The organism is Nonomuraea rosea, from assembly GCF_039539705.1.
GTDB classification, from domain to species: domain Bacteria; phylum Actinomycetota; class Actinomycetes; order Streptosporangiales; family Streptosporangiaceae; genus Nonomuraea; species Nonomuraea rosea.
This window is the reverse complement of sequence record NZ_BAABDQ010000016.1, coordinates 53996-77759: the sequence shown is the minus strand read 5'-3', so window position 1 is coordinate 77759 and position 23764 is coordinate 53996. Positions and strand designations below refer to the sequence as shown.

At 70.9% G+C, this 23764-nt stretch carries 23 protein-coding genes and 1 pseudogene; 6 read left to right on the top strand and 18 right to left on the bottom strand.

Going from position 1 to position 23764, the window contains the following annotated elements; translation table 11 throughout:
- Positions 1-144: 144 nt before the first annotated feature.
- Positions 145-378: a hypothetical protein gene (locus ABEA43_RS32370; RefSeq protein ID WP_345567791.1), complete on the top strand. Its 234-nt coding sequence runs from the start codon at positions 145-147 to the stop codon at positions 376-378.
- A 152-nt stretch (positions 379-530) separates the two neighbouring features.
- Here ABEA43_RS32370 and ABEA43_RS32365 read toward each other — a convergent pair whose 3' ends face one another.
- The 4 genes from ABEA43_RS32365 to ABEA43_RS32350 all read right to left on the bottom strand — a co-directional run bounded on the left by ABEA43_RS32365 (position 531) and on the right by ABEA43_RS32350 (position 4625).
- A complete protein-coding gene (locus ABEA43_RS32365) occupies positions 531-1487 on the bottom strand; it encodes an RCC1 domain-containing protein (RefSeq protein ID WP_345567789.1) in 957 nt (318 codons plus the stop codon).
- A 633-nt stretch (positions 1488-2120) separates the two neighbouring features.
- Entirely contained in the window at positions 2121-3431 is a 1311-nt protein-coding gene (locus ABEA43_RS32360) for an FAD-binding oxidoreductase (protein ID WP_345567788.1), read from the bottom strand.
- Between the two features lie 52 nt (positions 3432-3483).
- Positions 3484-3888 (bottom strand): DUF4267 domain-containing protein, encoded by a 405-nt coding sequence (locus ABEA43_RS32355; protein ID WP_345567786.1) that lies wholly within the window; start codon positions 3886-3888, stop codon positions 3484-3486.
- Positions 3889-3986: 98 nt separating this feature from the next.
- Complete coding sequence (locus ABEA43_RS32350) at positions 3987-4625, bottom strand: hemerythrin domain-containing protein (protein WP_345567784.1); 639 nt, start codon at positions 4623-4625, stop codon at positions 3987-3989.
- 103 nt (positions 4626-4728) lie between these two features.
- On the opposite strand from ABEA43_RS32350, the gene ABEA43_RS32345 reads away from it, so the two are divergent.
- The 3 genes from ABEA43_RS32345 to ABEA43_RS32335 all read left to right on the top strand — a co-directional run bounded on the left by ABEA43_RS32345 (position 4729) and on the right by ABEA43_RS32335 (position 9833).
- The gene (locus ABEA43_RS32345) at positions 4729-7941 is read left to right on the top strand and encodes an ATP-binding protein (RefSeq protein WP_345567782.1); all 3213 of its coding nucleotides are present in this window, start codon (positions 4729-4731) and stop codon (positions 7939-7941) included.
- Between the two features lie 214 nt (positions 7942-8155).
- Positions 8156-8599, top strand: a complete 444-nt coding sequence (locus tag ABEA43_RS32340; protein ID WP_345567780.1) for an HIT family protein — start codon at positions 8156-8158, stop codon at positions 8597-8599.
- A 49-nt stretch (positions 8600-8648) separates the two neighbouring features.
- Positions 8649-9833: a molybdopterin molybdotransferase MoeA gene (locus ABEA43_RS32335; RefSeq protein ID WP_345567778.1), complete on the top strand. Its 1185-nt coding sequence runs from the start codon at positions 8649-8651 to the stop codon at positions 9831-9833.
- A gap of 37 nt (positions 9834-9870) precedes the next feature.
- Here ABEA43_RS32335 and ABEA43_RS32330 read toward each other — a convergent pair whose 3' ends face one another.
- From ABEA43_RS32330 to ABEA43_RS32285, 10 genes and pseudogenes are all read right to left on the bottom strand, one after another.
- Positions 9871-11034, bottom strand: a complete 1164-nt coding sequence (locus tag ABEA43_RS32330; protein WP_345567777.1) for an NAD-dependent formate dehydrogenase — start codon at positions 11032-11034, stop codon at positions 9871-9873.
- Between the two features lie 95 nt (positions 11035-11129).
- Positions 11130-12059: a LysR family transcriptional regulator gene (locus ABEA43_RS32325; RefSeq protein ID WP_345567776.1), complete on the bottom strand. Its 930-nt coding sequence runs from the start codon at positions 12057-12059 to the stop codon at positions 11130-11132.
- A gap of 334 nt (positions 12060-12393) precedes the next feature.
- Positions 12394-12543 carry a GPGG-motif small membrane protein gene (locus ABEA43_RS32320; protein ID WP_345567774.1) on the bottom strand — a complete coding sequence of 50 codons (150 nt, stop codon included), beginning with the start codon at positions 12541-12543 and terminating at the stop codon, positions 12394-12396.
- Positions 12544-12625: 82 nt separating this feature from the next.
- Positions 12626-13627 carry a SpoIIE family protein phosphatase gene (locus ABEA43_RS32315; RefSeq protein ID WP_345567773.1) on the bottom strand — a complete coding sequence of 334 codons (1002 nt, stop codon included), beginning with the start codon at positions 13625-13627 and terminating at the stop codon, positions 12626-12628.
- Complete coding sequence (locus ABEA43_RS32310) at positions 13624-14025, bottom strand: ATP-binding protein (protein WP_345567772.1); 402 nt, start codon at positions 14023-14025, stop codon at positions 13624-13626. Before ABEA43_RS32310 ends, ABEA43_RS32315 begins: the two co-directional genes overlap by 4 nt.
- Entirely contained in the window at positions 14022-14402 is a 381-nt protein-coding gene (locus tag ABEA43_RS32305; RefSeq protein ID WP_345567771.1) for an STAS domain-containing protein, read from the bottom strand. The genes ABEA43_RS32310 and ABEA43_RS32305 overlap by 4 nt, the downstream gene beginning before the upstream one ends.
- The gene (locus ABEA43_RS32300; RefSeq protein ID WP_345567770.1) at positions 14402-15262 is read right to left on the bottom strand and encodes an STAS domain-containing protein; all 861 of its coding nucleotides are present in this window, start codon (positions 15260-15262) and stop codon (positions 14402-14404) included. The genes ABEA43_RS32305 and ABEA43_RS32300 overlap by 1 nt, the downstream gene beginning before the upstream one ends.
- Positions 15263-15388: 126 nt before the next feature.
- Positions 15389-15580 (bottom strand): annotated as a pseudogene (locus ABEA43_RS32295) (sigma-70 family RNA polymerase sigma factor); the annotation flags it as partial.
- A 323-nt stretch (positions 15581-15903) separates the two neighbouring features.
- Positions 15904-16353, bottom strand: coding sequence for an ATP-binding protein (locus ABEA43_RS32290; protein WP_345567769.1), 450 nt, complete (start codon positions 16351-16353; stop codon positions 15904-15906).
- Positions 16354-16452: 99 nt separating this feature from the next.
- Positions 16453-17055: a TetR/AcrR family transcriptional regulator gene (locus ABEA43_RS32285; protein WP_345567767.1), complete on the bottom strand. Its 603-nt coding sequence runs from the start codon at positions 17053-17055 to the stop codon at positions 16453-16455.
- 88 nt (positions 17056-17143) lie between these two features.
- Here ABEA43_RS32285 and ABEA43_RS32280 point away from each other — a divergent pair, with 88 nt between their 5' ends.
- Positions 17144-18313: a DUF418 domain-containing protein gene (locus tag ABEA43_RS32280; protein ID WP_345567765.1), complete on the top strand. Its 1170-nt coding sequence runs from the start codon at positions 17144-17146 to the stop codon at positions 18311-18313.
- A gap of 81 nt (positions 18314-18394) precedes the next feature.
- On the opposite strand, the gene ABEA43_RS32275 is transcribed toward ABEA43_RS32280, so the two are convergent.
- Positions 18395-18802 carry a RidA family protein gene (locus tag ABEA43_RS32275; RefSeq protein WP_345567764.1) on the bottom strand — a complete coding sequence of 136 codons (408 nt, stop codon included), beginning with the start codon at positions 18800-18802 and terminating at the stop codon, positions 18395-18397.
- 63 nt (positions 18803-18865) lie between these two features.
- On the opposite strand from ABEA43_RS32275, the gene ABEA43_RS32270 reads away from it, so the two are divergent.
- On the top strand, positions 18866-19504 hold the full coding sequence (locus tag ABEA43_RS32270) for a TetR/AcrR family transcriptional regulator (protein WP_345567763.1): 639 nt from the start codon (positions 18866-18868) through the stop codon (positions 19502-19504).
- Positions 19505-19518: 14 nt separating this feature from the next.
- Here the strand turns inward: ABEA43_RS32270 and ABEA43_RS32265 are convergent, their stop codons facing one another.
- The 3 genes from ABEA43_RS32265 to ABEA43_RS32255 form a co-directional block, all read right to left on the bottom strand.
- The gene (locus ABEA43_RS32265) at positions 19519-20988 is read right to left on the bottom strand and encodes an MFS transporter (RefSeq protein ID WP_345567762.1); all 1470 of its coding nucleotides are present in this window, start codon (positions 20986-20988) and stop codon (positions 19519-19521) included.
- Between the two features lie 114 nt (positions 20989-21102).
- Complete coding sequence (locus tag ABEA43_RS32260; protein WP_345567760.1) at positions 21103-22704, bottom strand: FAD-dependent oxidoreductase; 1602 nt, start codon at positions 22702-22704, stop codon at positions 21103-21105.
- 38 nt (positions 22705-22742) lie between these two features.
- Positions 22743-23759, bottom strand: a complete 1017-nt coding sequence (locus ABEA43_RS32255; protein ID WP_345567759.1) for a LacI family DNA-binding transcriptional regulator — start codon at positions 23757-23759, stop codon at positions 22743-22745.
- Positions 23760-23764: the final 5 nt, after the last annotated feature.

Below are 23764 nucleotides of genomic sequence, written 5' to 3'. Positions count from 1 at the left end.
TTCCGATGAACACAGAACATGTAGAGGACATGGTTCGACCTGATGGCCTCGGTCACACCGCGGCGGGCGCGTACGTGCCTGGTCGTGCTCGAACCCGCCGAGAGCATGGGTCAGGGCTGAGCTTTGACCATGATGCGCCGACGGTTGACCGCGATCGGGGTCGAGGGCTACACCTCGGTCCGTCCGGCGCGGATCGAGGTGCGCGACGTCAACGTCCTGGGAGGGGCCAATGGCGCGGGTAAGAGCAACCTCGTCCTCAGGCTCATCTCGCACATCGATCTGCTGGGCTACGCCCACACGCCGAACCCGGCCATGAACGTCGGCCTTCCCTCACCCAGCTCAACCCGATGCTGGCGAACCTGCCGCCCGAGGATGTGAGGCTGACCGACGCCTTGCAGCGGGCCGTACCGGTTTCCAAGAACGGACAGATCCCACGGGGCTGAGCCACCAGTGACTTGCATGGAGAGCGGTGGCGCGAAGCCGTCGCTCTCCATGGCGGGGGCATTCGCGGAGGGTGTTTCAGGCGTCGTTCACTTCACGGCCAGGTTGAAATATCCGCCTGCGGAAATGATGGAGACCCCGGACTTCGCCACGGTCGGCACCGTGCTCTGCCCTTGCTTGTCGTACCACCAGCCGATGACCTCCCCGTTGTCCTTCAGGGCAAGGCTGTGCTGAGAACCGGCACTGATCGCCACGACGTGGTCATCGACTTCGATGGGCATGTCGAGCTGGTGATAATTGTTGTTGCCCCATCCAATGACCCTGCCGTTCTTGAGGGCGAGGGTGAAAGTCGAGCCGGCGGCGATCGCCGTCACACCGGCCATGGCTTCTTCCGGGACGTTGCATTCCCCGAAGTTGTTGGGGCCCCAGCAAAGGACCTCGCCGTTCTTCAGCGCCAGGCTGAAGTACATTCCAGCGGAAATGGCGTCGACGCCCGATTCCGCCGCGCTCGGGACCCGGGTCTCTCCATGGGAGCCGTAGCCCCACGCGATGACCTTGCCATCCTTGAGCGCAAGGCTGTGCAGGTAGCCGGCGGACACGGCGCTGACGCCGGATTCCGTCCCGGGCGGCGGCGCGAGAAAGCTTCCCGGCTCGGTGAACTCGCCCCAGGACCACACCTTGCCGTTCTTGACGGCCAGACTGTGATCGTTTCCGGCGGAGATCGCCGTCACACCTCCCCGGCGCAGTTCGATCGGCACGAACAACTTGTCCATTGAGTCGTTGCCCCAGGCGATGGGCACGCCGTCCTTGAGTGCGAGAGCGTGACTGAGCCCACCGGAGACCGCGGTCACACCTGACTGGACGGAAGCGGGAGGTGTGGACTGACCGTAGTAATTGCTTCCCCAGGCGACCACTTGTCCGGTGGGCTCGGGTTCAGCGGACGCGGCCGCAGCGGATCCGTTCACGGTCGTGGTCAGAGCGATGCACAAGGCAGCACTTACCGTGAGTAACCGCGTGTTCTGTTGGCGTAAGGTCATGGTGAACATGACAGACGATCATGACGTCATCAAGAAGAATTGTCAAAAGTGCTCATCGTCCGATTTAATTCCGCCTTCCGGCATCAGGTGAAGAATGCTCCTGATTGCACTATATATGACAATATCGCCATTTATGGCGAATAGGTCGTGTTAGGTGCAAGACGTGCTTTGGGTGCGGCTCGTCATATCCAACCCGGCTCATGGCCCGCCGGCCAGTGAGGATCACAGGCATGGAGAAGTGGCGGGACTGCGAAAGCCAGATGAGCCTGCTAATGGATGAGGGCTCTCCCGCCAACTAAGTAGCGCAAAGCAGCGTCCCACATACCGTTCGTGTTCACGTGGAGCTGGAGGGGACTCCATGCCCAGCAAATCCAGATCAGGCAACCAGGGTGCAGCATGGGGCTGCCTCGCAGTAATCGCCCTTGTTGTCGTCGGCTGCAACGCCCTCTTGGACGCCGAAACCGGAACCCGTTGAGGACATCGAAGACCGCTACGACGACGATAAAGACGGCGACGGCGTCATCAAGTCCCGCGATCGCGACGACCACGACCCCGATAGGGGGAGGCGTTCGCCGTCACGCGGGTTCGGTGCGGCCCCGCCGCCCCGGTGGGCGGAGGGGCCATGACCTGCCGGGAATCGATCTATCCGAGCACCGGGTAGTTCGCGCGGAACACGTTGTGCGGGTCACGGGTCCGCTTGATCTCCCGCAGCCGCGCGAGCGCGCTGCCGGAGAAGGACGTCGCCGCCGTGTCACCCGGGGACAGCAGGGTGTACGGCTTGCGGCCGCTGATGGAGGCCCCCAGGTCGGCCACGACCTCGGTCTGCTTGGCGCGCGTCGCATCGGCCGCGTGCGGCAGGCCGAGGCCCACCAGGCTGAGCAGGTACGGCTCGGCCACCGTGCCGCTCGCACCGGACTCGCCGCGCGGCTCGGCGAGTGCCCCGCCCAGGTGCCTGATCTGTACGTTGATGAGCGGTTCGAGCGGCTTGGCCAGCAGGAGCTCCACCGCGTCCGCGTCCAGGCCGGTGAGCAGCTCGGCACGAGTGATGGATGGGGCCGGATCGGTGGGCTCGGCGGCGATGGCGCCCAGGTCGGCAACCGGGACGACGCCGCGGCTGTCGAAGATCGCGCCCTCGATCTTGTCGATGCACGCCAGCAGGTCCTCCCCCTGGGCCGCCGCACCCAGGTAGGCCAGATCCAGCGTCACCATCGGCGGTGCGCCGGGCGGCTGGAGCCGGTTGATCCAGACGCTGAGTTCACGCGGCGCCTCGGCGGTGATCTCCAGGAACGCGTCGTACACCTCTCTGGTCCGGTGCTCCGGCCAGATCACGCGCCCGCCGTACAGGACCGGTGCGGGATACAGTTCGAGTTCGAGGGCGGTCACCATCGCGAAGTCCCCGCCACCGCCGCGCAGCGCCCAGAACAGCTCGGGATCGGACTCGGCGGTCACCCGGCCTGGCTCGCCGTCGGCGTCCACGATGTCGATGGCCCGCACGCTGTCGGAGGCGAAGCCGTGCTTGCGGCTGAACCAGCCGACCCCGCCGCCCAGGGTGTAGCCGGTCACGCTGACCCCCGGCGCGCTGCCGGCCAGGCCGGTCAGACCCAGCGGACCGGCCGCCGCCAGCAGCTGCCCCCACTTGGCCCCCGCGCCCACCCGGGCCACGCGCTCCTGCGGGCGGACCTCCACCTGGTTCAGCAGGCCGGTACGCAGCAGGATCAGGCCTTCCACATCACCCGAGGCGCCATGTCCGCTCGGCTGCGCGGTCACCGTCAGACCCGCCCGCCGCGCGTAACGTACGAGCGCCGCTACATCAGCGGCATCCGCGGCCTCCGCCACGGCCGCCACCGGCTGCCTGACGGTCAGGTTCCAGGCGGTGGCCGCCTGTTCGAAGCCGTCGTCATCGGGCAGGAGCACGCGCCCCTTGAGGACACTGCGCAGATCGTTGATCGTCATTGTCGTCTCCCTTTTCGAGTTCTCAGAAAAATGCGAAGGCACTTCGGGGATGTCAGGCGGGCTGCGCGGCGGCCTCCTGGGCCTTGCCGGTCTCGCGGAGGATCAGCAGGCCATTGACCGCGATCAGTGCCGCGGTCAGGCCGTGGATGGCGAACGCGGCGGCCATGGAGCCGTGGTGGGCCAGGACGTTGACCATGTCGCCGAACGGGGCGACGGCCACCATCAGCAGGACCCAGCCCAGGGCGCGGCGGTGGCCCGTCACCAGCAGGGCGCCCATGGCCAGGCCCATCGCGAGCTCGCGGCTGCCCTTCACGATGGGGAAGCCGCTGTCGTCAGAGGGCCAGTTCGGCAGGCCAGGGAAGGTCGCTCCGAGGGGCAGGACGAAGGACAACCCGAGGTAGAGGGTGAACAGGATCACGGCGATGGCCAGGACGGTGTTGACGTTCTTCAGCGACATGGTTCTTCTCCTTATGACGTTCAGGCTGGTCAGGGTTCAGCCGCATGACGTTCAGGCTGGGCAGGGCTCAGCCGCATGGCGTTCAGGCTGGGCAGGGTTCAGCCGCGGGCACGGCGGATGTGGCGGGCGTAGCGGGGGCGGCCGATGACGTGCCAGATGACGCGGACCGGGGCGGGCAGGCCGCCGAGGACGATGGCGCGCTCGGCCGGGTTCGCGTCTTCCAGGACGGCGCCGAAGAGCGTGAGCAGGGTGAGCTTGGGAGTGTTGGTCACCATGTGGTCGCCCAGGGAGGCCCACTCCTGTTCGGTGACGTGCTCGGCGGCGAGCGGGAGGAGGGTGGTCTCCTCGTCGTCGAGGTGTTCCAGCAGGACCGCGCGGTGCTCGGTGAGGGCGGCCACCAGGGTGTCGCGTTCGTCGGCGCCCGCGGTGGCCTCCCAAGCGGGGACCGCGGCGTCCAGCCTGGTCAGCGTGGCCGCGACGCGCTCGTGCTGGGCCTCCATGCGCAGGACGATGTCGGCCCCCAGGTCCACCCGGGAAAGGAGCGGCGGCCACAACAGCTCGTCCTCGCCCTCGTGATGGTTGTGCAGGCCCGTGCGGTAGATGCGGAAGTGGTCGGCGATCACCTTGGCGCGAGCGGTGTCACCCGGGGCGACCGCCGCGACGAGCTCCACCAGCAGCCGTGACTCGCGGCGGAAGGCTCGGTGGACGATCTCCATGTCCTGGGTGTTGACGCTCATCTGTCCCTGCCCTTTCATCGGTTGCGACGTGTTCAGGCTGCTCCCGGGTGTTTGGAGGGGATTTGGAGCCGACTTGGAACCGTCAACGTAAGATGTGCGGGTCATGGTCTTGATCCGGGTGCTGGGCGCGTTCACGGCCGAGGTGAACGGTGAGTCCGTGCACCTCGGCGGGCCGCGGCAGCGGGGCGTGCTGGCGTTGCTGGTGGCGGCGCGTGGGCAGGTCGTGCCGGTCGATCGGATGATCGAGGATCTGTGGCGCGGGGAGCCGCCCGCGCGGGCGCTGATGTCCTTGCAGGCGTACGTGTCCAACCTGCGCCGGCTGCTGGAGCCCGGGCGCCCGCCGCGCACGCCGGCCCGGCTGCTGATGAGCGCGGCGCCCGGTTATGCGCTGCGGCTGCCGCCGGAGTCGGTGGACGCGTGGCGGTTCGAGGACCTGCTCGACCAGGCCCGTACGGACATCGACCCGCGCGTCGCCCAGGCTCGGCTCGCCGGGGCGCTGGGGCTGTGGCAGGGGCCGGCGTTCGCCGAGGTCGCCGACGAGCCGTGGGCCGCCGCCGAGACGGCCCGGCTGAACGAGCTGCGCCTGGTCGCCACCGAGCTGCACGTCACGGCGGGTCTGCGCATCGGCGACCCCGCCGCGGTGGTTCCCGAGGCCGAGCGGCTCACCCGCGACGAGCCCCTCCGCGAGGAGGGCTGGCGGCTGCACGCCCTGGCACTGTGGAGCAGCGGCCGCCAAGCCGACGCGCTGGCGACGCTCCGCCGCGCCCGCGGCATCTTCGCCGAGGAGCTCGGGCTCGACCCCGGCCCGGACCTGAGGGCGCTGGAGGAGGCGATTCTCACCCAGCGCACGGACGTCATGCGCGCGTCCGTGCCGCCGCCACCGCCGGCCGCACCGCCGCCGCGGCCGGCTCCGATCGTCGAGGCGCCGTTCGTCGGACGCGCGGCACAGCTGTCGGCACTGGTCACGGCCGCCGCCGAGGCCGCCGCCGACGGCGCTCGCATCGCCCTTGTCACCGGCGAGGCCGGGCTCGGCAAGTCGACGCTCCTGGAACACCTCGGCAGGCGGCTCGAACGTGACGGGTGGCTGGTCGCCGTCGGCCGCTGCCCCGAGGTCGACAGCGCGCCGCCCGCCTGGGCCTGGACGGAGGCGCTGAGAGCCGTCGCCGCGACCACGTCCCCGGGCGAGTTCGCGGACGACCTCGCGCCGCTGCTCACCGACACCGGGCCGGCGGACGACGACGCCACCGCGGGACGGTTCCGGCTGCGTCAGGCCGTGTGGAAGTGGCTCGCGGCGGTCGCCACGAAACGCTCGGTCGCCGTCGTGCTGGACGACCTGCACTGGGCGGACGCCGCCACGCTGGAGCTGCTCGGTGGCGGCCTCGGCCTGCGGGCCCCGATCCTGGTCGTCGCCGCGTACCGCGCGGACGAGAGCGGGCATCTCACCGAGACGCTGGCCTCCCTCGCTCGCGCCACGCCCCTCCGCCTGGCGCTGCCGGGGCTGGACGACGCGGCCGTCGCGGAGCTCGTACGGACCGAGTGCGAGACCGACGCGGAGACCATCGCGGGGATCGCCGAGCGCACCGGCGGCAACCCGTTCTACGTGCGCGAAAGCGCCCGGCTGCTGAACGGCGAAGGCGCGCTGGTCGCACTCTCCGAGGTCCCCGAAGGCGTACGGGACGTCCTCCGCCGCCGGTTCGCCCGCCTGCCGGAAGGAGGCGTGTCCATCCTCCGGCTGGCCGCGGTCGCAGGCCGGGAAAGCTCGGTGGACGTCCTGGTCAAGGCCGCCGACACCGACGAGGACGGCGTGATGGACGCGCTGGACGCGGGCGTCATCGCCGGGCTCCTCGACGAGCCAGGCCCAGGCCTCATCCGCTTCGTCCACGCCCTCGTCAGGGACACGCTCGTCACCGACCTCAGCCGATTGCGCACAGCCCGCATGCACGCCCGGATCGCCGCCGCTCTCGAAGGCACCGGCGACATCGCGGCGCTGGCCCACCACTACGCGCGCGCCGGCTCACCGAAGGCCGTCGGCTACTGCGTCCAGGCCGCCGAGCTCGCCGAGATTCGCTACGCCCACGACGTGGCGGCCGACCTCCTCACCGACGCCGTCGCCAACTCGACCGGACCGGACGAACGGGTCGAATTGCTCGGCAGGCTGCTGCGCGCGCAGATCCGGGCGGGAGCCGTCGCAGCCGCCCGCGAGACACGCCGTGAGGCCGTGGAGTACGCAGAGTCCCTGGGCCGCGACGACCTGATGATCGCCGCGTTCACCGCGTGGACAGAGCCGACCGCCTGGCAGGTTCGTACGTACGGCACGGTAGACCGGCCCGTCGTCGACCGCCTGAGCCGGCTGCTGAAGCGTGACGACCTGCCCCCTTCGGTGCGGTCCCGGCTCCTGACGGCGTACGCGGACGAACTGGTCGGCGAGGACGACCCGACCGTTCTGGAGGCAGCGCATGAGGCACTCGCCCTGGCCACCGAACCCCGGCTGCGGGCCGCGGCACTCCAGATCCTGACCCGAGTCCACGGCGACGCCGAGCTCTGCCGGGAGCTCGTGGAGATCGGCACCGAGCACGACCTGCCGGTCTACCGCGTCACCGGGCTGCTCAACCATGCCAGCGGCGCCGCCGACGCCAACGACCGGGTGACCATGCATCAGGTGATCACCGAGGCCCTGGACCTCGCGCGCACCTACCGCATGCGCGAGGCGATCGCCGTCGCCGAGATCACGCTCGCTTCCCTGGCGCTCATCGAAGGCCGGTTCGCCGACGCCGAACTTCTCTACATCAAGGCCGACGAGGGCATGCGGGGCGCCGGATCGGTGCACGCCGCGGGCTTTTTCCACCTCGCCCTGGCCACGATCTGGCTGAACGACGGCACGCTCGGTGCGCACCTGGACGAGGTGCGCGCCCTGCACGCCGCGCTCGGCCCCATGACCTCCGACCTGCTCACGCTCGCCCTCCACGCCAACGGCCTGGACGCCGAAGCCCGCGAGGTCCGCGCGTCACCCAGCCCGATCCGTCCCGACTTCTTCTTCACCTTTTTCACCACGTTGCGCGCGATGGCCATCGTCGCCCTGAACGACCGCGAGGCGGCCGAGGAGATCTACGCGACGCTGCTTCCGCACCGCGACGGCCCCCCGGCGGGCGCCACGAGCCTGGCGCTGCGCCCGGTCGCCCACACCCTCGGCGAGCTGGCCGTCCTCCTCGGCCGCGACCACGAGGCCGCCGCCCACTTCACCCGGGCCGCCACCATCGCCGACCAATGGAACGCACCCCACTGGGCCGCCGAGGCCCGGTCCCGAACGACCACCTAGCCTCCGCGTACGGCGGCGCCTGCAGTCGCTGCCGCGGTTCGTTGTCACGCGCGGCGGCGAATACTGCTTCATGCCAGGGCTGACCGCGCTGCGCTGGCTCGGCGACCTCACCGGCTGAGCCCGGCCACGCCACAGCGGTCACGTCGCCCTGTATGGGGCTGATCCGCCGAAACTAGACTCCACGGACGCCGACAACCAGCCAGAGAGGCGCCCCGTGCACAACCACGAACCCGCCGGCTACCACTGCCCGTTCTGTCACCTCACCCCGGACCGGGAACCCGACGTGGTCTACCGCGACGAGCGCGTCTTCGCGCTGATCTGCCCGCGCTGGTGGCCGCGGAACGCGGGACATCTCCTGATCATCCCCGTCGCCCATCACGAGAACCTCTACGACCTCCCCACCGCCGACGGTCACGCGATCTTCGATGCCACCCGGATACTCGCCCGCGCCCTGCGTACCGCCTACGACTGCGCGGGCGTCTCCACCCGCCAGCACAACGAGCCCGCGGGCAACCAGGATGTCTGGCACTTCCACCAGCACCTCTTCCCCCGCTACCCCGGCGACGACCTCTACGGCACGCGCCCGCAGCCCGACTGGCTCCCCGCCGAGCGCCGCCGCGCCTACGCGGAGCGGCTGCGCGCCGCACTCAACCCCTAGCCTGAGCGCTGCGACTTGCAGGTGAAACCCGCAGGTGGGACCGTGAGGCGTGGTCACAGCAGCCGATCAGGAGACACGTCGGGACGTCGCCTGGGCGACTGCGCGGGAGTTCGCGCACGCGGCGGCCGAGCCGGTGCCGCCCGTGCGGGTGGCGCTCGACAGGGCGGCGGGCCTGGTGCTCGCCGACGATCTCGTCGCGGCGACGCCGCTGCCGGCCTTCGACACGGCCGCGATGGACGGGTTCGCCGTGGCGGGCGCCGGTCCGTGGACGCTCGTCGGCAGCGTCCGGCCCGGACGGCCGTGGGCGGGTGAGCGGCTGGAGGCGGGTCGCGCCGTGGAGATCTCGACAGGGGCCGCCGTTCCCTCCGGGGCATGGGCGGTGCTTCCGGTCGAGTCGGCCGTCGCCGGTGACGGCCGGGTGGCCGGTCCCGATCTGCCGCGCGGGAAGCACATCCGGTACGCCGGCGAGGACACGCCCGCCGGTGCGCGACTGGCGCCGGCCGGCACCCCGGCAGGCCCCGCGCTCCTGGGCCTGGCCGCCTCCTGCGGATATGACGAGCTGCTGGTACGCCCGACGCCGGCGGTTCGGGCGATCGTCACAGGAGACGAGCTGGCCCAGCACGGCCTGCCCGGTCCCGGCCGGGTTCGCGACGCACTCGGCCCGCTGCTGCTGCCACTGGTGGCCGATCTCGGCGGACGGCTGGACGGTCTCGTCCATGTGCCTGACCAGCCCGTTTCCGCGCTGGCCGAGGCGGTGGAAGCGGCGGCCGGCGCCGATGTCGTCGTGGTCACCGGGTCGACGTCGGTCGGGACCACCGACGGGTTGCGCCGTCTGCTCGCCGAGCGCGACGCCCGCTGGATCGTCGACGCGGTCGCCTGCCGGCCGGGTCACCCGCAGTTGCTCGCCCGGCCGCGCGGCGGCCCGTATGTCGTGGGGCTGCCCGGCAATCCGTTCGCCGCGCTGGTCGCCGCGTACACGCTGCTCGGGCCGCTCCTCGCCGGGCTGTCCGGCCGCGCGCTCGGCAACCTGCCCCAGGCTCCGCTGATCACGGAGGTGCAGGCCGCCGGCCGTACCCGTATCGTCCCGGTCGTCTGGGACGGCCCCGGCGTGCGGGCTCTGGGCGGCGACCGTCCGGCGTTCCTCGACGGCGCGGCCCTCGGGGACGCTCTGGCGGCGATCCCGCCCGGTGCCGAGCCCGGTCAACCGGTGCCGCTTCTCATGCTGCGCCGCTGAACACCTGCCGCCGGTGTCTGGAGAGCTCCAGCGGGGCTTACTGCTTGCGGGTGCTGTAGGAGTGGGCGCCGGCCCCGGCCAGCGCGCCGCCCTCGACGATGAGATATTCCTCGCGAATCGGGCTGCCCTCCAGCCACGCCTCCAGGATCTCACGGGTGCCGGCGGCGTAGCGGGCCTGCGCGGACAGCGATGAGCCGGAGATGTGCGGGGTCATGCCGTGGTGCGGCATGGTGCGCCAGGGGTGGTCGGCGGGGGCGGGCTGGGGATACCAGACGTCGCCGGCGTACCCGGCCAGTTGCCCGCTCTCCAGGGCGCGGACGATCGCGTCGCGGTCGGCGATGCGGGCGCGCGCGGTGTTGATCAGATACGCGCCGCGCTTCATGGACGCGATCAGCTCGTCGCCGAACAGGCCCTCGGTCTCCGGGTGCAGCGGCGCGTTGACGGTGACCACGTCGCAGTGGGGCACCATGGCGGCGGCGTCGGGATGGAAGGTGAGCCCGAGCTCCTCCTCGACCTCGCGCGGCAGGCGGTGCCGGTCGGTGTAGTGCAGGTGCACGTCGAACGGCTTGAGGCGGCGCAGCACGGCGGTGCCGATGCGGCCGGCGGCGACGGTGCCGACGTGCATGCCCTCCAGGTCGTAGGAGCGGGCGACGCGGTCGGCGATGTTCCAGCCGCCGTCGAGCACGGTCTGGTGGGCGGGCAGGTAGTCGCGTACCAGGGAGAGGATCATCATCACCACGTGCTCGGCGACGCTGATGCTGTTGCAGTAGGTGACCTCGGCGACGGTGACGCCGCGGGCGATGGCGGCGTCGAGGTCGACGTGGTCGGAGCCGATGCCGGCGGTGACGGCCAGCTTCAGCTTGGGGGCGCGGGCGATGCGCTCGGCGGTCAGGTACGCGGGCCAGAACGGCTGCGAGATGACCACGTCCGCGTCGGCCAGCTCGCGGTCGAACTCCGAATCGTCGCCGTCCTTGTCGGAGGTGACCACCAGCGTGTGACCGCGTTCCTCCAGGAAGCGGCGCAGCCCCAGCTCGCCGGAGACGCTGCCGAGCAGCTGACCCGGGGTGAAGTCGACGCCCTTCGGGCTGGGCAGCGTCTGTCCGCCCGGGTAGCCGGCCAGCTCGGGCAGGCCGTCGCGGGCGTAGGTGGTCGGGTAGCCGTCGATCGGGTCGTCATAGAGCACGCACAACACCTTGGCCATGGTTCCGGCTCCTCGTCGGTCGGGGGTGTTCTCACTGTCCGCCGAGATGTCTCCGCAGGTCAAAGCGTTTGTGTCTATCGGGTGATAGGCGCCGTCTATGCCAGGTGCTCACGGGCGAGCCGGTCGAACACCTCACGCAGATCGAGATCCCTGGCGATGTCCAGCACGGCCCTGGCCAGCACCGACTCGGGGCCCGTACCGGCGACCACCAGGCCGACGCGGGGTTCGCGCGCGGGCCGCTCCAGCCGGACCACCCGCATGCCCGCCGGCACGCCGAACATGTGCAGCCAGGCGTGCGCGATCACGCTGGACCAGCGGTGCGTCGCCACGTGCGCGAACAGGGCGGAGACGGTGTCGGTCTCGATCGCCGGTACGGCCACCGCCCCGGCCTGGCGGAAGTTGGCGTCCAGGATGCGGCGGTTGCGCATCTCGGGGGCGAGCAGGCACAGCGGCAGCGCGGCGACCTCGGCCCAGCGCGCCACCCGCCGGTCGGCCAGCTCGCCGTCGGAGGGGGTGAGCAGCAGGTAGCGCTCCTCGTACAGCGGGCTGGTGCGCACCTCGCCGTAATCCTCCTCCTCGTCGTCGAGGTACGTCATCGCCATGTCGATCTCGAAGTCGGCCAGCCTGCGCGCGATCTCGCGGGACGACAACGACGTCAGCAGCACCCGTACGTGCGGATACCGCTCGCAGAACGGCGTGGTCAGCAGGGATGCGGCGGTCAGCGCGGTCGGGATCGCCCCCATCCGCAGCCTCCCCGACAACCCCTCCCGCATCCGGGACAGGTCCTGGCGCAGCGCGTCGGCGTCGGCGAGGATGCGGTGCGCCCACAGCACCACCCGCTCGCCCTCGGGCGTGAGCCCGGCGAAGCGCTGCCCGCGCCGCACCAGCGGCACGTCCAGCTCGCGCTCCAGCTTGCGGATGGCCGCGGACAGCGACGGCTGGGAGACGTGACAGGCCGCGGCGGCGCGGGCGAAATGCCGCTCCCTGGCCAGGGCGACCAGATATTCCAACTGGCGCAACAGCACGCCACAGGATGTCGCGTACGTACCTCTTCCGTCCACCCTCCGAGAGCCCGGTGGTCGGCTTCGTGGTCACGGCCCTGCTCTGCACCCTGCTCGGCGAAGGAACCCGACGCGCGGCAGGAGGAGATGCGGCGTAGGGACGCTTCAAGGCCCGTAGGGTGTGGTGCCGGTGCGGGTGAGTGCCGGCTGCAGGAACCATGTCCAGGCGACCGGGGTGCCGAACAGGTAGTCGATCACCAGGGCGGTGGCGCTGGTCATGGAGACGACCAGGGCCAGCGCGGCGAAGCCGAGCCCGGTCGTCTGTGCCCACTCGGCCGGGCCCGGTCGCGGCTGGGCCTCAGACGTTGAAGATGCTCACCCCGCCAGGGCCGACCAGCAGCCCGACCACGATGAGGACGATCCCCCACAGAATGTCGCGGCGGGCCAGGAGCACATAGATGCCGGCGATGACGAGAACGACTGCGATGATCCACAGGAGAGTAGCCATGACGTCGCGACTGCCCTGAGCTTCTGGCGGGAAACGAGTGAAGCGCCCGCATGGCCATAACGCTTGGATCACGGCTGAGCGGTCATGGCGTGACCTTCAGCACGAGCACGCAGGCGTCGTCGCGGCGGGTGCCCGCTTCCCTCAGCAGCGTGGCCGCCATCACCGCGGGCGAGCGTGCGGTCAGTCCTGGGAAGGTCGTGATGTCCCACCGGCTGGACAGCCCGTCGGAGTGCATCACGACCATGCTGTGCGGTGGCGCGACGTAGGCGTACTCGCGCACCGTCCTGCTGTAATGGCCGGCGATGCCCGGCAACGAGATCAGGCCCTGGCGGCCTTCGGGGTGGACGATCCAGGCCGCGATGTTGCCGATCCCGGCGAAGACCACCCGCCCGCTCGCGCGATCGAGCCGGGTCACGGCCACGGCGGCGCCCCTGCTCGCGCGCAGCGCGTGATGCAGGCGCTCCAGCAGCGACGTCAGCGGCAGATCGCCGTGCTCCTGGAAGACCTTCACCGCGCGGCGGGAGGCCTCCGCCGCCGGCTCGCCGTGGCCGAGGCCGTCGCACACCATCGCCACCGCCGCCTCGGGGGTGTCGAAGCAGGCGAACGCGTCGCCGCAGACACTCTCCTCGCCGATGGGCCTGATCAGGCCGCTCACGTGCGAGGCCGGCAGCGGCCGGCCGTCGGCGGTGAAGTGCATGCAGATCACCGTTCCGCGGCCGGGGACGGAGTAGACGTCGTGCGCCGTGGCCATCCGGGTGATGCCGCCCAGCCCGATCCCCAGCGTGCCCACGGTGGAGTAGCCGTCCCGCCAGGCACGGCCGAGATCGCTGATTCCCGGCCCTTTGTCCAGGGCGAGTACTTCGACGACCGCTACCGCCTGCGGGTGCGGCCGGATCAGCATCATGCCCTCCACCGCGTGCTTGACCAGGTTGGAGGCCGCCTCGCTCACGGCGATGGCCATCCGCTCGCGGGTGGTCTCGCTGAATCCCATGCCGCTCGCGAGAAGGGTCGCGGCCCGTCGGGCGGCCCCGATCGCGCTGGCGTCCTCGACCCGGAACCACGCCTCGTTGCCTGAGCGGATCATCTGGCCCACTTGACCACCGTCACCCGCGTGCCCTCGCCGGACCCCGAATCGAGATCGAACTCGTCCACCAGCCGGCGTGAACCGCTCAAACCGAGGCCGAGGCCGCCTCCCGTGCTCCACCCGTCGGTGAGGGCCTGCGCCTGATCCGGGATTCCGGGGCCCTCGTCGCTGAAGAGCAACCGCAGACCCCGGCGGGCCCCGCGGCTGACCTCCTCGATCCGGACCCGGCCGCCTCCGCCGTACACGACGGTGTTGCGGGCCAGCTCACTGGCGGCGGTCACCAGCTTGGTCTGATCCACCACCGACAGGCCGATCTCCTGGGCCGCGGTGCGCACGCGCTGACGGACCGTCACCACATCGCTGTTGCCGGAGACCGGCAGCTCGATGACATCGCTCACGTGGACACCGGGGCCACCCCGGCGTCATGGCGGTCTTCGAGCAGCGCGACGCCCTTCTCGAGATTGAGGGCGGTACGCACGCCGCCGAGCGACAGGCCGAGCTCGACGAGGGTGATGGCGACGGCAGGGCGCATGCCCACGACGATCGTCTCGGCGTCCAGCACGCGGGAGATCGACGCGATGGTGGCCAGCATCCGGCCGATGAAGGAGTCGACGATCTCCACGGCGGTGATGTCGATGATCACTCCGCGGGCGGAGGACTTGACGACCGCGTCGGCCAGGTCCTCCTGCAACGCCAGGACGCCCTGGTCCTCCAGGTCGATCTGGATGGAGACGATGAGGACGTCGCCGAGCTTGAGGATGGGCACGCGCTCCATCAGGCTCTCTCCGTCCCCACCACGACTCGCGTGCCCGCTGTTCGCGTGATCTGTACGCCACTGCGCCGCAGCGTGTGCGCCAGCGCGTCGGCCAGCGAGGACTTGGTGACGATGTCGCCGAACTCGATGCCCAGCGCGACGATCGTCTGGGCGATCTGCGGCCGGATGCCCGAGATCACGCATTCGGCGCCCATCAGCCGTGCCGCCATCACCGTCTTGAGCAGATGCTGGGCCACCTCGGTGTCCACCGCAGGCACGCCGGTGATGTCGATCACCGCATGCTCGGCCCCCGTCTCGACCAGCCCTTCCAGCAGCTTCTCCATGACCACCTGCGTGCGGGCGGAGTCCAGCGTGCCCACCAGCGGCACCGCCAGAATGCCCTCCCACAGCTTCACCACAGGAGTGGACAGGTCCAGCAGTTGCTCCGCCTGGTCGACGATGATCTTCTCGCGGGCGCTGACGTAGGTCTCGAACGTGTACAGGCCCAGGTCGTCGACGAACTTGGAGAACCAGATGTAGCCGCGCAGGGTGGCGCCATCAGCGGCCTCGATGATCTCGTAGACCGCTTCCTTGAGGCTGAACACCACGGTCGCGGTGTCGGACGGGTTGACCCCCTCGCGGGCCTGGCCGCGGGACAGCTCCGCGAGCAGGCCGCGCAGATCGCTGACGTCGCCGTCCTTCTCCAGTGAGCGGCACAGAGCCGGGTAGATCTCCCGGAGCCGTCCGGCCAGCAGGGCGCGATCGGCGTGACCGCCGACGGTGACCGAGGCCAGATCGATCCAGCGCTTGAGAATCGGCTCGCTCTGCTCCTGCAGAAGCACCTCGATGCGCAGCCGGTCGGCGTCGCCGTGAAGGGTCAACGTGTGCTCCCGTGGGGCGTAGGCGATATTTCGTGGCAGGACGTCCGCGCAGGCTATCCCCCTTCGGCGCACCCGTCTCTAGGGCGGGGGCTGAGATGGGAAGGTCGCGGGCAGGTGAACGGCTGGTCAGGCAGCTGCACGGGTGACCGGTTGGCGGTCCGCGGTGGTGAGGGCCTGGCGCAGCCCGGTCAGCGGGGCGCGCAGGATGCGGGAGACGTGCATCTGGGAGATGCCGAACTCGTCGGCGATCTCAGCCTGGGTGAGGTTGCCGTGGAAGCGCAGCAGCAGGATGTGCCTCTCCCGCTCGGGCAGCGCGTCCTCGTCCGCCGGCACGTTCAGCCGCGCCGCGAGCTCGGCCACCGTGGGACGGCGGCGCAGCAGCCATTGGTGCGTCTCCACGAGCCGCTCGCGCAGTCGCGTCCGGCGCCTTTCGGAGATGGCGGGGTCGACCATGGCCATAAGGAGCTGTTCGGTGGTCATGTCGGCGAACGTGATGTCCTGGACGGTCATGATGTGTCCTGTTCCCGGCTGTGCGGGCCGCCCCATCCAAGACCAGGGTCCAGGGAGAAGCCGCCTCGTACGTGTTACGAGACGAAGCCCTCTGCTGGACCTCTCCTGGGCACTTGCCGCAGATCGCCCGCCTACTCGGACCGGGAGGTAACGATGCGATCACGCCCGAGGACGGCCAGGGTGCGCCGCATGCGGAGCCGTACCCGGGACGTGCCGTTGTGCCGGGTGATGGCGAACTCATCACACAGACGGCGCATCACCCAAAGCCCATAGCCGCGCGGACCCTCAGGCGGGAGCTCAACCAGACAGGCGTCCGAGGTGAGCCGGCCCGCGAAGTCGGCGATGTCGACGGTGAGGAAGTCGTCGTCGGCCCAGATCCGCACCCAGCCGTGGCCGTCGGCATGGTCCAGCACGTTGGTGACCGCCTCGTTCACCGCCAGCGCCAGATCGGCCCCGCGCTCGGAGCTCAGTCCCGCCCGCCGCCCGTGCCGGAACACCAGATCGCGCAGCCCCATCAGATCGCGGCTGATCGGCCAGGCAGTGATCCCGTCGCCGGCCTTGTCGGGGAGAGACGTGGACATCGGCCCCTCCTACCCGAAATCACGCACTGTGGACCCATAGTGGCAGTGCGGATACGGCAACCGCAGGCCAAGGGGACGTTCAAGGAGACGATGGCGTCCCTATGGGCCGGGCCTGCCGAGGCCGATCGCGGGCAGGATGGCCTGCTCGACGATGGCCGCCAGGTCGTCGTCGCTGGGGGGAACGGCGGCGTCGATCATGCGCTTGGTGACCAGGGCCTCGCCGATGTCGGCCACGACCGGGGTGAGCAGCTCGGCGGGGAAGTGGCCGCGTTCGGCGTAGTGGCGCAGGATGGTGCTGGTGAACGTGCCGCCGCGCTCGGCGAAGACCCGCTCGAACAGGGCCTCGGAGATCTGCGGGGTGCGCTGAGGGTCGGTGAGGATGGCCGCGACGGCGCGGCCGGCCGGGCTGAGCATCCAGTCCACCATGAGCCGGAGGGCGCGGATCAGGTCGCCGCGCAGGTCGTCGGCGCCCGGCGTGGGCTCCTCGACCGGATGCAGGTGGTGCAGCGCGTCGAGCAGCACCTCGACGGGGTCGGACCAGCGGCGGTAGAGCGTGGTGCGGGGGGTCGCCGCGCGCTTGCCGATGCCGTCCATGGTCAGCCGCGCCACCCCGACCAGCGCCACCTCTTCCAGGACCGCCGTGTGGATGGCGTTGATGAGCTCCTCGCCCCGCCGCCGGGTCCGCGCGCTGTGATCGCCCATCCTCACTCCCGCTTGCTTAGCTACACGGATGTAGCTTACCGTGGGTCTATTAGCTACAGTTCCTGTATCTAATTTCCTTAGGAGAGCCATGTCCTTATCCCCGCCTGCCCCTGTCCGCTCCAAGGGCGCCGTGCCGCTCACTCATCGCGCCCTCGCGCCCGACCTCGCGCGCGGCCTCATGCTGCTGCTCATCGCCGTCGCCCACGCGCACATGTACCTGTCCGGCCACCAGACCGGCTTCCGCGGCTACGCCCTCGACGGCGGCCCCGCCGACCGGCTGGTCGCCGGGGTCCAGATCCTGCTGGTGGACGGGCGGGCCCTGCCCATGTTCGCCGCCCTGTTCGGCTACGGCCTCGCCCAGCTGGCCAACCGGCAGCTCACCGCGGGCAAGAGCTGGCCGGAGACGCGGCGGGTGCTGCGCCGCCGGAGCCTGTGGCTGCTGGCGTTCGGGTTCTGCCACGCGCTGCTGCTGTTCTTCGGCGACATCCTGGGCGCGTACGGGCTGGTGGGGCTCGTCCTCATCGGGTTCGTCCGGCGCCAGGACCGAGCCCTGCTGTGGGCCGCCGGCGTCGGGCTGGTCCTGCACGTCGTCATCCTCGCCGGGTTCGGCCTGCTCACCGTCTCCGCTCCCAAGGGCGAAACCCCCGCCGGCCTGGCCGACCCGATCGATGCGCTGGTGATGAGGCTGATCGGCTGGTCGGGGATGACGCCCACCTACTTCGCGGTCAGCGTGGTGTCAGCGTTCCTGCTCGGCATCTGGGCGGCCCGCCGGCGGCTGCTCGAAGAGCCGGACGCTCATCGGCCGCTGCTCTCCCGGGTCGCGATCGTGGGCGTGGGCGCGGCGGTCGCCGGCGGGCTGCCGTTGATGCTCGTGGACACGCGGGCCTGGGCGCCCTCGACGGCGGTCTCCGTGGCCGCGTACGTGCTGCACAGCCTGACCGGCATCGCCGGCGGCCTCGGGTACGCGGCCATCGTCGGGCTCGCCGTGAGCCGGATGCGGCGCGGGATCCCGGGACCGGTGGTCTCCGCCCTGGTCGCGTGCGGGCAGTGGTCGCTGACCAGCTACCTGCTGCAGTCGGTGATCTTCGTGGCGCTGTTCTCGCCGTACGCGGGCGGTCTCGGCGCCAAGGTCGGAGACGCCGCCGCCTCGGGAATCGCCGTGGCCGTCTGGCTGACCACCGTGGCGCTGGCCACGGCCTTCCGCGGACGACGGGGACCGGCCGAGACCGCGCTGCGGCGGCTGACGTACGGCTCATGAGAGCACGCGGCATGAGCCCGGTTTGACGTGGTCACGCCCGCCGACCCGGGACGTCGGCAGGCGTGTCCGAGGCGCCTCGACTCAGTCGATGACGGCCGTGGCCTCGACCTCGACCAGCAGGTCGGGTTCTCCCAGCGCCGCAACGCCCAGCAGCGTGATCGGTTTGACCGGGTCGATCCCCAGCTTGGCCGCCGCCCGGGCGACCCCCTCGCCCAGCAGCGGCATCTTGTCGGGGGTCCAGCCGACGACGTAGATGGTCAGCTTGGCCACGTCATCGAATGATCCGCCGACCCCGGCCAGGGCGGTGCCGATATTGAGGTAGGCCTGCTCCACCTGAGCGGCCAGATCGCCCTCACCGACGGGCCGGCCCTGGGCGTCGCGGGCCACCTGGCCCGCCAGGAACACCAGCTTCGATCCGGTGGCGATCGATAGCTGGCGGTAGACGTCGGGTTTCGGCAGCCCGTCGGGGTTGACCAGCGTCACGGTCATGTCCGCTCCTTCAGAATGGTCGGCACTCACAGATAACATAGCAATGCTATGTATTGTGGTGCCATGGTGAGGATGAAGGACCCGGCGGTCCGCTCCCTGCTGATCGACCGAGCCGCGCAGATGCTCGCCGCTCGGCAGCCGGTCACGCTGCGCTCACTGGTAGCCGGAACCGGGGCGTCCACCATGGCCGTCTACACCTACTTCGGCGGCATGGACGGCCTGTGGACGGCGATGCGGCAGGAAGGCTTCACCCGCCTGGCCGCCCGCCTCGCCGCGGTCTCGCCCTCGAAGGATCCCGTACGAGATCTGGCCGCTCTCGGCGCCGCATACCTGTCCAACGCCATGGCCAGTCCCGATCTCTACCGGGTCATGTTCGACGCCGGGTTCGAGCTCGAGGATGCCGCGGCCGCGGATGACACGCTGCACTGTCTGGTCCGGGCCGTCGAACGGGCCACGGCCGCCGGCCGCTTCCGCGCCGACATCGACCCGCTGGAGCTGGCCACGCAGAGCTGGACCATCGGACATGGACTGGCGTCACTGGTCGTCACCGGCCCCCTGCCCCGTCAATCGTTGGCCCATGGCGTACCGCTGCTGACCGCCCTGTTCACCAGCGCGGGCGACACCCCCGAACAATGCCGCCGGTCGGTCGAACGCGGCTGGCGCCCGTTGGGAGCGGCACAGCCGCGCCGGCCGGGGCCCTGATCCGTCCGATTACGTTATGTCGTCGGGGCCTGTGCTCCGGTGGCGGCGCGCGCGGTCCAGGCGCCGGCCGCGCAGATGAGCGCGAGCCCGAACAGCGCGTACCGTGCCGCGTCGAGCATCGAGGCGCCGCCCAGGTTGACCAGGAGCCCGGCCACCGCCGTGCCGAACGCGATCGACAGGCTCGTCACGGTGGCGATCGCCGCGGCCGCCTGCCCGCCCTCCTCCGGATCCCGGGTGCTGGACATCGCGGCCACCGACAGGTGCGGGTAGGCCAGGCCGATGCCCGCACCGGCCGTGAACAGCACCGGCACCCAGACCAGCACCAGCCAGCCCGGCGTGTCCGCGCGCTGCAGCAGCCCCTGGACGAGGAGACCGGCGGCGAGCAGCACCGGGCCGAGCACCCGCAGCCGCCGCACCGCATGCTCCGCCGTCACCGACGAGCTGCCGATCTGGGTCACCGACCAGCCGAGCGAGATGGCCGCGGCGAAGAACCCGGCCGCGAGCGGCGGCAGCCCGGCCAGCCGCTGGCCGAACAGCGGCAGGAACGACTCGGCCGCGACGCCGCAGGCCAGCAGGCCCAGCGTCAGGTAGATCCACTTCAGCGACGAACCCCGCCGGTACGTCGTACGCGGGAAGACCCGCAGCCCGCTGCGCCGCTCATGGGCCACGAACCCGGCCATCAGCAGCACCGCCGCCGCGATGCCGGCCACCTTCGCGAGCGTGCCCGGCAGCACCCCCGCCACGCTCACCGCCCCGGCCGCCGCCGTGAGCAGCAGCAGCGACCCGACCGGGATCGGCACCCGCGCGCCCGCGCGCTCCCTGTGTTCGATGCGCGGCAGGACGCGGGGGACGAGCACGCCGCAGCCGGCCCCGATCACCGCCATCGCCGCGAACGCCAGCCGCCACGACCCGAACTGGGCGAACAGGCCGCCGAGCGCCGGACCGGCGAAGTTGCCGACGCCGTACATCGCCGACATCAGCGCGGTGCCGCGCGTCCAGAGCCGGGGCGGCAGCGCCGAGCGGATGACGGCGAACCCGAGCCCGGACAGCAGCCCGGCGCCGAGCCCCTGCACGCCACGGGAGACCAGCAGCACCGCCATCGCCGGGCTCAGCGCGCAGGCCAGCGAGCCCGCCGTGAACGTGCCGAAGCCGATCAGGTAGGCGCCGGCGTTCCCCCAGCGGGACAGGAACCGGCCGGTCAGCATCGTCGCGATCACCATGGCGACCAGGTAGACCGTCATGTTCCAGGCGTAGAAGCCGGCGCCGCCGAGCTCGGCCACCGCGGTCGGCAGCAGGCTCGCCGCCAGGTAGATGTTGATCGCGCCGGCCAGCACGCCGCCGGCCAGCACGATCGCCGCGCCGAGATGGTCTCGGCCCAGCAGCTCCCGCCAGGCGGGCGGGGCTTCGGCGGAGGCCGGCCGCGGGACGAATGTCTCGGTGGCGGGCGGCGCGCCACCGGCCTGTTCGTGGTCGTGAGAACTCATGTCTTCAAGGCTGTCGTTGAACCGCTCCCGGAGACTTTTCCGTTGATGGCGCAGGGCCGATGGACGGAAAGTCTCAAGCCCGGGGTCCAGCGGCCCGACGGCGCCGAGCGCGGATCAGTAGCCCGCCGGCGCCGGCCAGTGGCGCTCGACCCCGGTCTTGTCGAGCTCCCCGGTGAACTCCTCCAGCAGGGTCCGCCGCTCCCTGACCTCCTGCGGTTCGACGCCCCGGCGCAGGCAGTACGCCGCCAGATGGCCCGCGACCTCACCCACGTTCCATTCCACCGGATGCAGGCGAAAGCACCCGTTGGAGATGTGCGTGGTCCCGAGGTTCTTCCCGGCGGGCAGCAGATTGCGCATCCTGACCGGCAGCATCGCGCCGAGCGGGATCTCGAAGGGCACGCTGGCGATGTCGATGTAGTTGTCGCCCCCGGTCGACGGGTGCAGGTCGATGCGGTACGCGCCGACCCCGACGGAGTCATGGTGCCGCAGCGGGCCGCGGTCGCCGGCGATGGCCCTGGAGACGTGGTGCTCGGTGACGGTGGTGACCGCCCGGATGCGCCTCGATTCCCTGACATATGCGGACTTGGCCAGCCCGTCGGCGGTGCCGGCCACGTCGTGGCGGAGCCGGAGCCCGGGGAAGCCGGTGCCGCCGTCGGGACGGGGCGCCTCGGTCTGGAGCCAGTACAGCAGCGACAGCGACAGCTGCTTGGCCTCCCTGTGCGCCAGCGCCGCGCTCTCGGCGTCCACCTCGATGATCGGGCGCAGCCAGTAGTCGTTCAGCGGCCAGTTCACCAAGGTGATGTCGGAAGCGGCGAAACCGGGCTCGAACAGGTCGCGGGCGAGGATCCTGCGGAACATCCACAGGTCCTTGTCCCCGGACTGGGCGCTCTGGTCGGCCAGCACCCCGCGGGGGTCGCCGGGCGGGTTGGGGTCGAACCAGCGGGCCTCCGGCTCCAGGGTGCGCGGGTCCGGCGCGCTGAAGCCGAGCAGCGGCCCCGGCCAGAAGTCCGGCCGGTAGTCGCGCCAGAATCCGTAGTCCGCGGGCCGGTCGATGACGTGGTTCTCGCCCTCGTGGTGGGAGACGGCGAAGCAGTAGGTGATGCCCTGCATGTTCAGGGGCTGGTGCTCGTCCGGCGCGTGCGGCTCGTCGTGCTCGCTCCTGGCCTCGGCGCCCGTGACGTACTCCGTCTTCGCCAGCGGGAGTAGCTCGCCGGTCTCCGTCGCGTCGAGGACGTAGGCGGCGGCGATGGTGTGCGCGTCGCCGGAGCGGGTGTCCAGCAGCGTGACGGCTCTGACCCGGTCGCCGTCCACCTCGACGTCGACGGGGCGGTGTTCGAGGAGGAGGCGCAGCCGTCCGGCGGCCACGTGGGGTGCCAGCATGGCCTGGAGGACTGCCAGGGAGACGCGTGGTTCGTGGCACAACTTACTGACATATCCGGCACCGGGGTTCAGCTCGCGCCAGCGCCGTGCGCCGCCGGTCATGGGGTACCAGTGCCGGTAGTAGTCGCGGATGGAGCCGCGTACGTCGCGATAGGTCGCGGTGGCTCCGTAGCTCTCGATCCACGGGTGCTCGTCGGGGGGCACGGCCTGAGCGGTGAGCTGGCCGCCGATCCAGTCGGTCTCCTCGGTGAGTACGACGTCGTGACCCGCCCGGCAGGCGGCCAGGGCTGCGGCGACGCCGCCGAGCCCACCGCCGACGATGAGGATGTCGGTCATGGGTGGTGCCTTTCGAGGGTCGGCAAAGCGGAGGGACGCTATTTGGGAGAGGCCGCGGTTTCGCCCGGCTCCAGCGCGCAGGTCATGAGCTGCTGTCTGGGGGCCGTACGGTCTCCCGCGATGAGTTTCGTGAGCAGGCGGACGGCCGCGGCCCCCATCTCCCGGCGCGGTATGGCGAAGCCGGTGAGACCTGCCGCGCGGTCGCCGGGGTCGCCGAGCGTGGCCAGGGAGAGGTCGTCGGGAAAGCGGAAGCCCGCCTGCTCGGCAGCGGAAAGCAGGGCGCGGTGGGCGGCGTCGGTGTCGGTGGCCTCCGTGACGATCGCCGTGACGCCCTGGTCGCGCCAGGTGCGCAACCGGTCGGGGGTCAGGTCGGCGCCGTCGGTACGCACCACCGTGGCCGCCAGCCCGCATTCGTCCATGCCGCTCCTGAAGCCCGTCTCCCTGTCGACGGAGGTGATCGCCTCGTCGGCTTCGCGCACGTACAGGATGCGCTCGTGACCGAGCCCCGCCAGGTGCCGCACCACGGCGGCGCCGGCGGAGACGTAGTCGGCGCCGATGTAGGGCAGGCGGTCGCCGAACTCGTCGTGCCGCCCTATGTAGACGACCGGCAGATCGGTGGCCAGCAGGCGGTCCATCTCCCGCACGGGCAGGTGCCTGCCCAGGAACAGGCAGCCGTCGGCCAGGCGTACCCGGTTGAGCACCTGGGCGTGCGGCCGCTCGCCCGTGACGCTGGAGGCGATGAACATCAGCAGGTCGTAGCCCTGCCGCGCCGACTCTTCCTCGATCCCCACCAGGAACGGGTAATAGGCGTGGGACATCTCGGTGGGGAAGGTCGAGGTGAAGGTGTAGAGGCCGAGCAGGTTGTTCTGCCCGGCGGCGAGGCGGGTGGCGATGGGGTCGGGCACGTACCCGAGCTGCTCGGCGGCCTCCATGACCTTGCGCTGGGTCTCGGCGGCGATGCCCATGGCGGCGGCGGTGCCGCCGAGGATCAGCGACACGGTCGGCTGCGAGACGCCGGCCAGCCGAGCGATGTCCGCCTGACGAGGGCGACTCATGGCAT

Coding starts and splice junctions, on each gene's coding strand:
- ABEA43_RS32365 (WP_345567789.1), bottom strand. CDS start 1,487: ATGTTCACCATGACCTTACGCCAACAGAACACGCGGTTACTCACGGTA.
- ABEA43_RS32265 (WP_345567762.1), bottom strand. CDS start 20,988: ATGAGTTCTCACGACCACGAACAGGCCGGTGGCGCGCCGCCCGCCACC.
- ABEA43_RS32280 (WP_345567765.1), top strand. CDS start 17,144: ATGTCCTTATCCCCGCCTGCCCCTGTCCGCTCCAAGGGCGCCGTGCCG.
- ABEA43_RS32315 (WP_345567773.1), bottom strand. CDS start 13,627: ATGATCCGCTCAGGCAACGAGGCGTGGTTCCGGGTCGAGGACGCCAGC.
- ABEA43_RS32255 (WP_345567759.1), bottom strand. CDS start 23,759: ATGAGTCGCCCTCGTCAGGCGGACATCGCTCGGCTGGCCGGCGTCTCG.
- ABEA43_RS32360 (WP_345567788.1), bottom strand. CDS start 3,431: ATGACGATCAACGATCTGCGCAGTGTCCTCAAGGGGCGCGTGCTCCTG.
- ABEA43_RS32270 (WP_345567763.1), top strand. CDS start 18,866: ATGGTGAGGATGAAGGACCCGGCGGTCCGCTCCCTGCTGATCGACCGA.
- ABEA43_RS32355 (WP_345567786.1), bottom strand. CDS start 3,888: ATGTCGCTGAAGAACGTCAACACCGTCCTGGCCATCGCCGTGATCCTG.
- ABEA43_RS32285 (WP_345567767.1), bottom strand. CDS start 17,055: ATGGGCGATCACAGCGCGCGGACCCGGCGGCGGGGCGAGGAGCTCATC.
- ABEA43_RS32320 (WP_345567774.1), bottom strand. CDS start 12,543: ATGGCTACTCTCCTGTGGATCATCGCAGTCGTTCTCGTCATCGCCGGC.
- ABEA43_RS32350 (WP_345567784.1), bottom strand. CDS start 4,625: ATGAGCGTCAACACCCAGGACATGGAGATCGTCCACCGAGCCTTCCGC.
- ABEA43_RS32275 (WP_345567764.1), bottom strand. CDS start 18,802: ATGACCGTGACGCTGGTCAACCCCGACGGGCTGCCGAAACCCGACGTC.
- ABEA43_RS32305 (WP_345567771.1), bottom strand. CDS start 14,402: ATGGAGCGCGTGCCCATCCTCAAGCTCGGCGACGTCCTCATCGTCTCC.
- ABEA43_RS32345 (WP_345567782.1), top strand. CDS start 4,729: ATGGTCTTGATCCGGGTGCTGGGCGCGTTCACGGCCGAGGTGAACGGT.
- ABEA43_RS32260 (WP_345567760.1), bottom strand. CDS start 22,704: ATGACCGACATCCTCATCGTCGGCGGTGGGCTCGGCGGCGTCGCCGCA.
- ABEA43_RS32290 (WP_345567769.1), bottom strand. CDS start 16,353: ATGTCCACGTCTCTCCCCGACAAGGCCGGCGACGGGATCACTGCCTGG.
- ABEA43_RS32330 (WP_345567777.1), bottom strand. CDS start 11,034: ATGGCCAAGGTGTTGTGCGTGCTCTATGACGACCCGATCGACGGCTAC.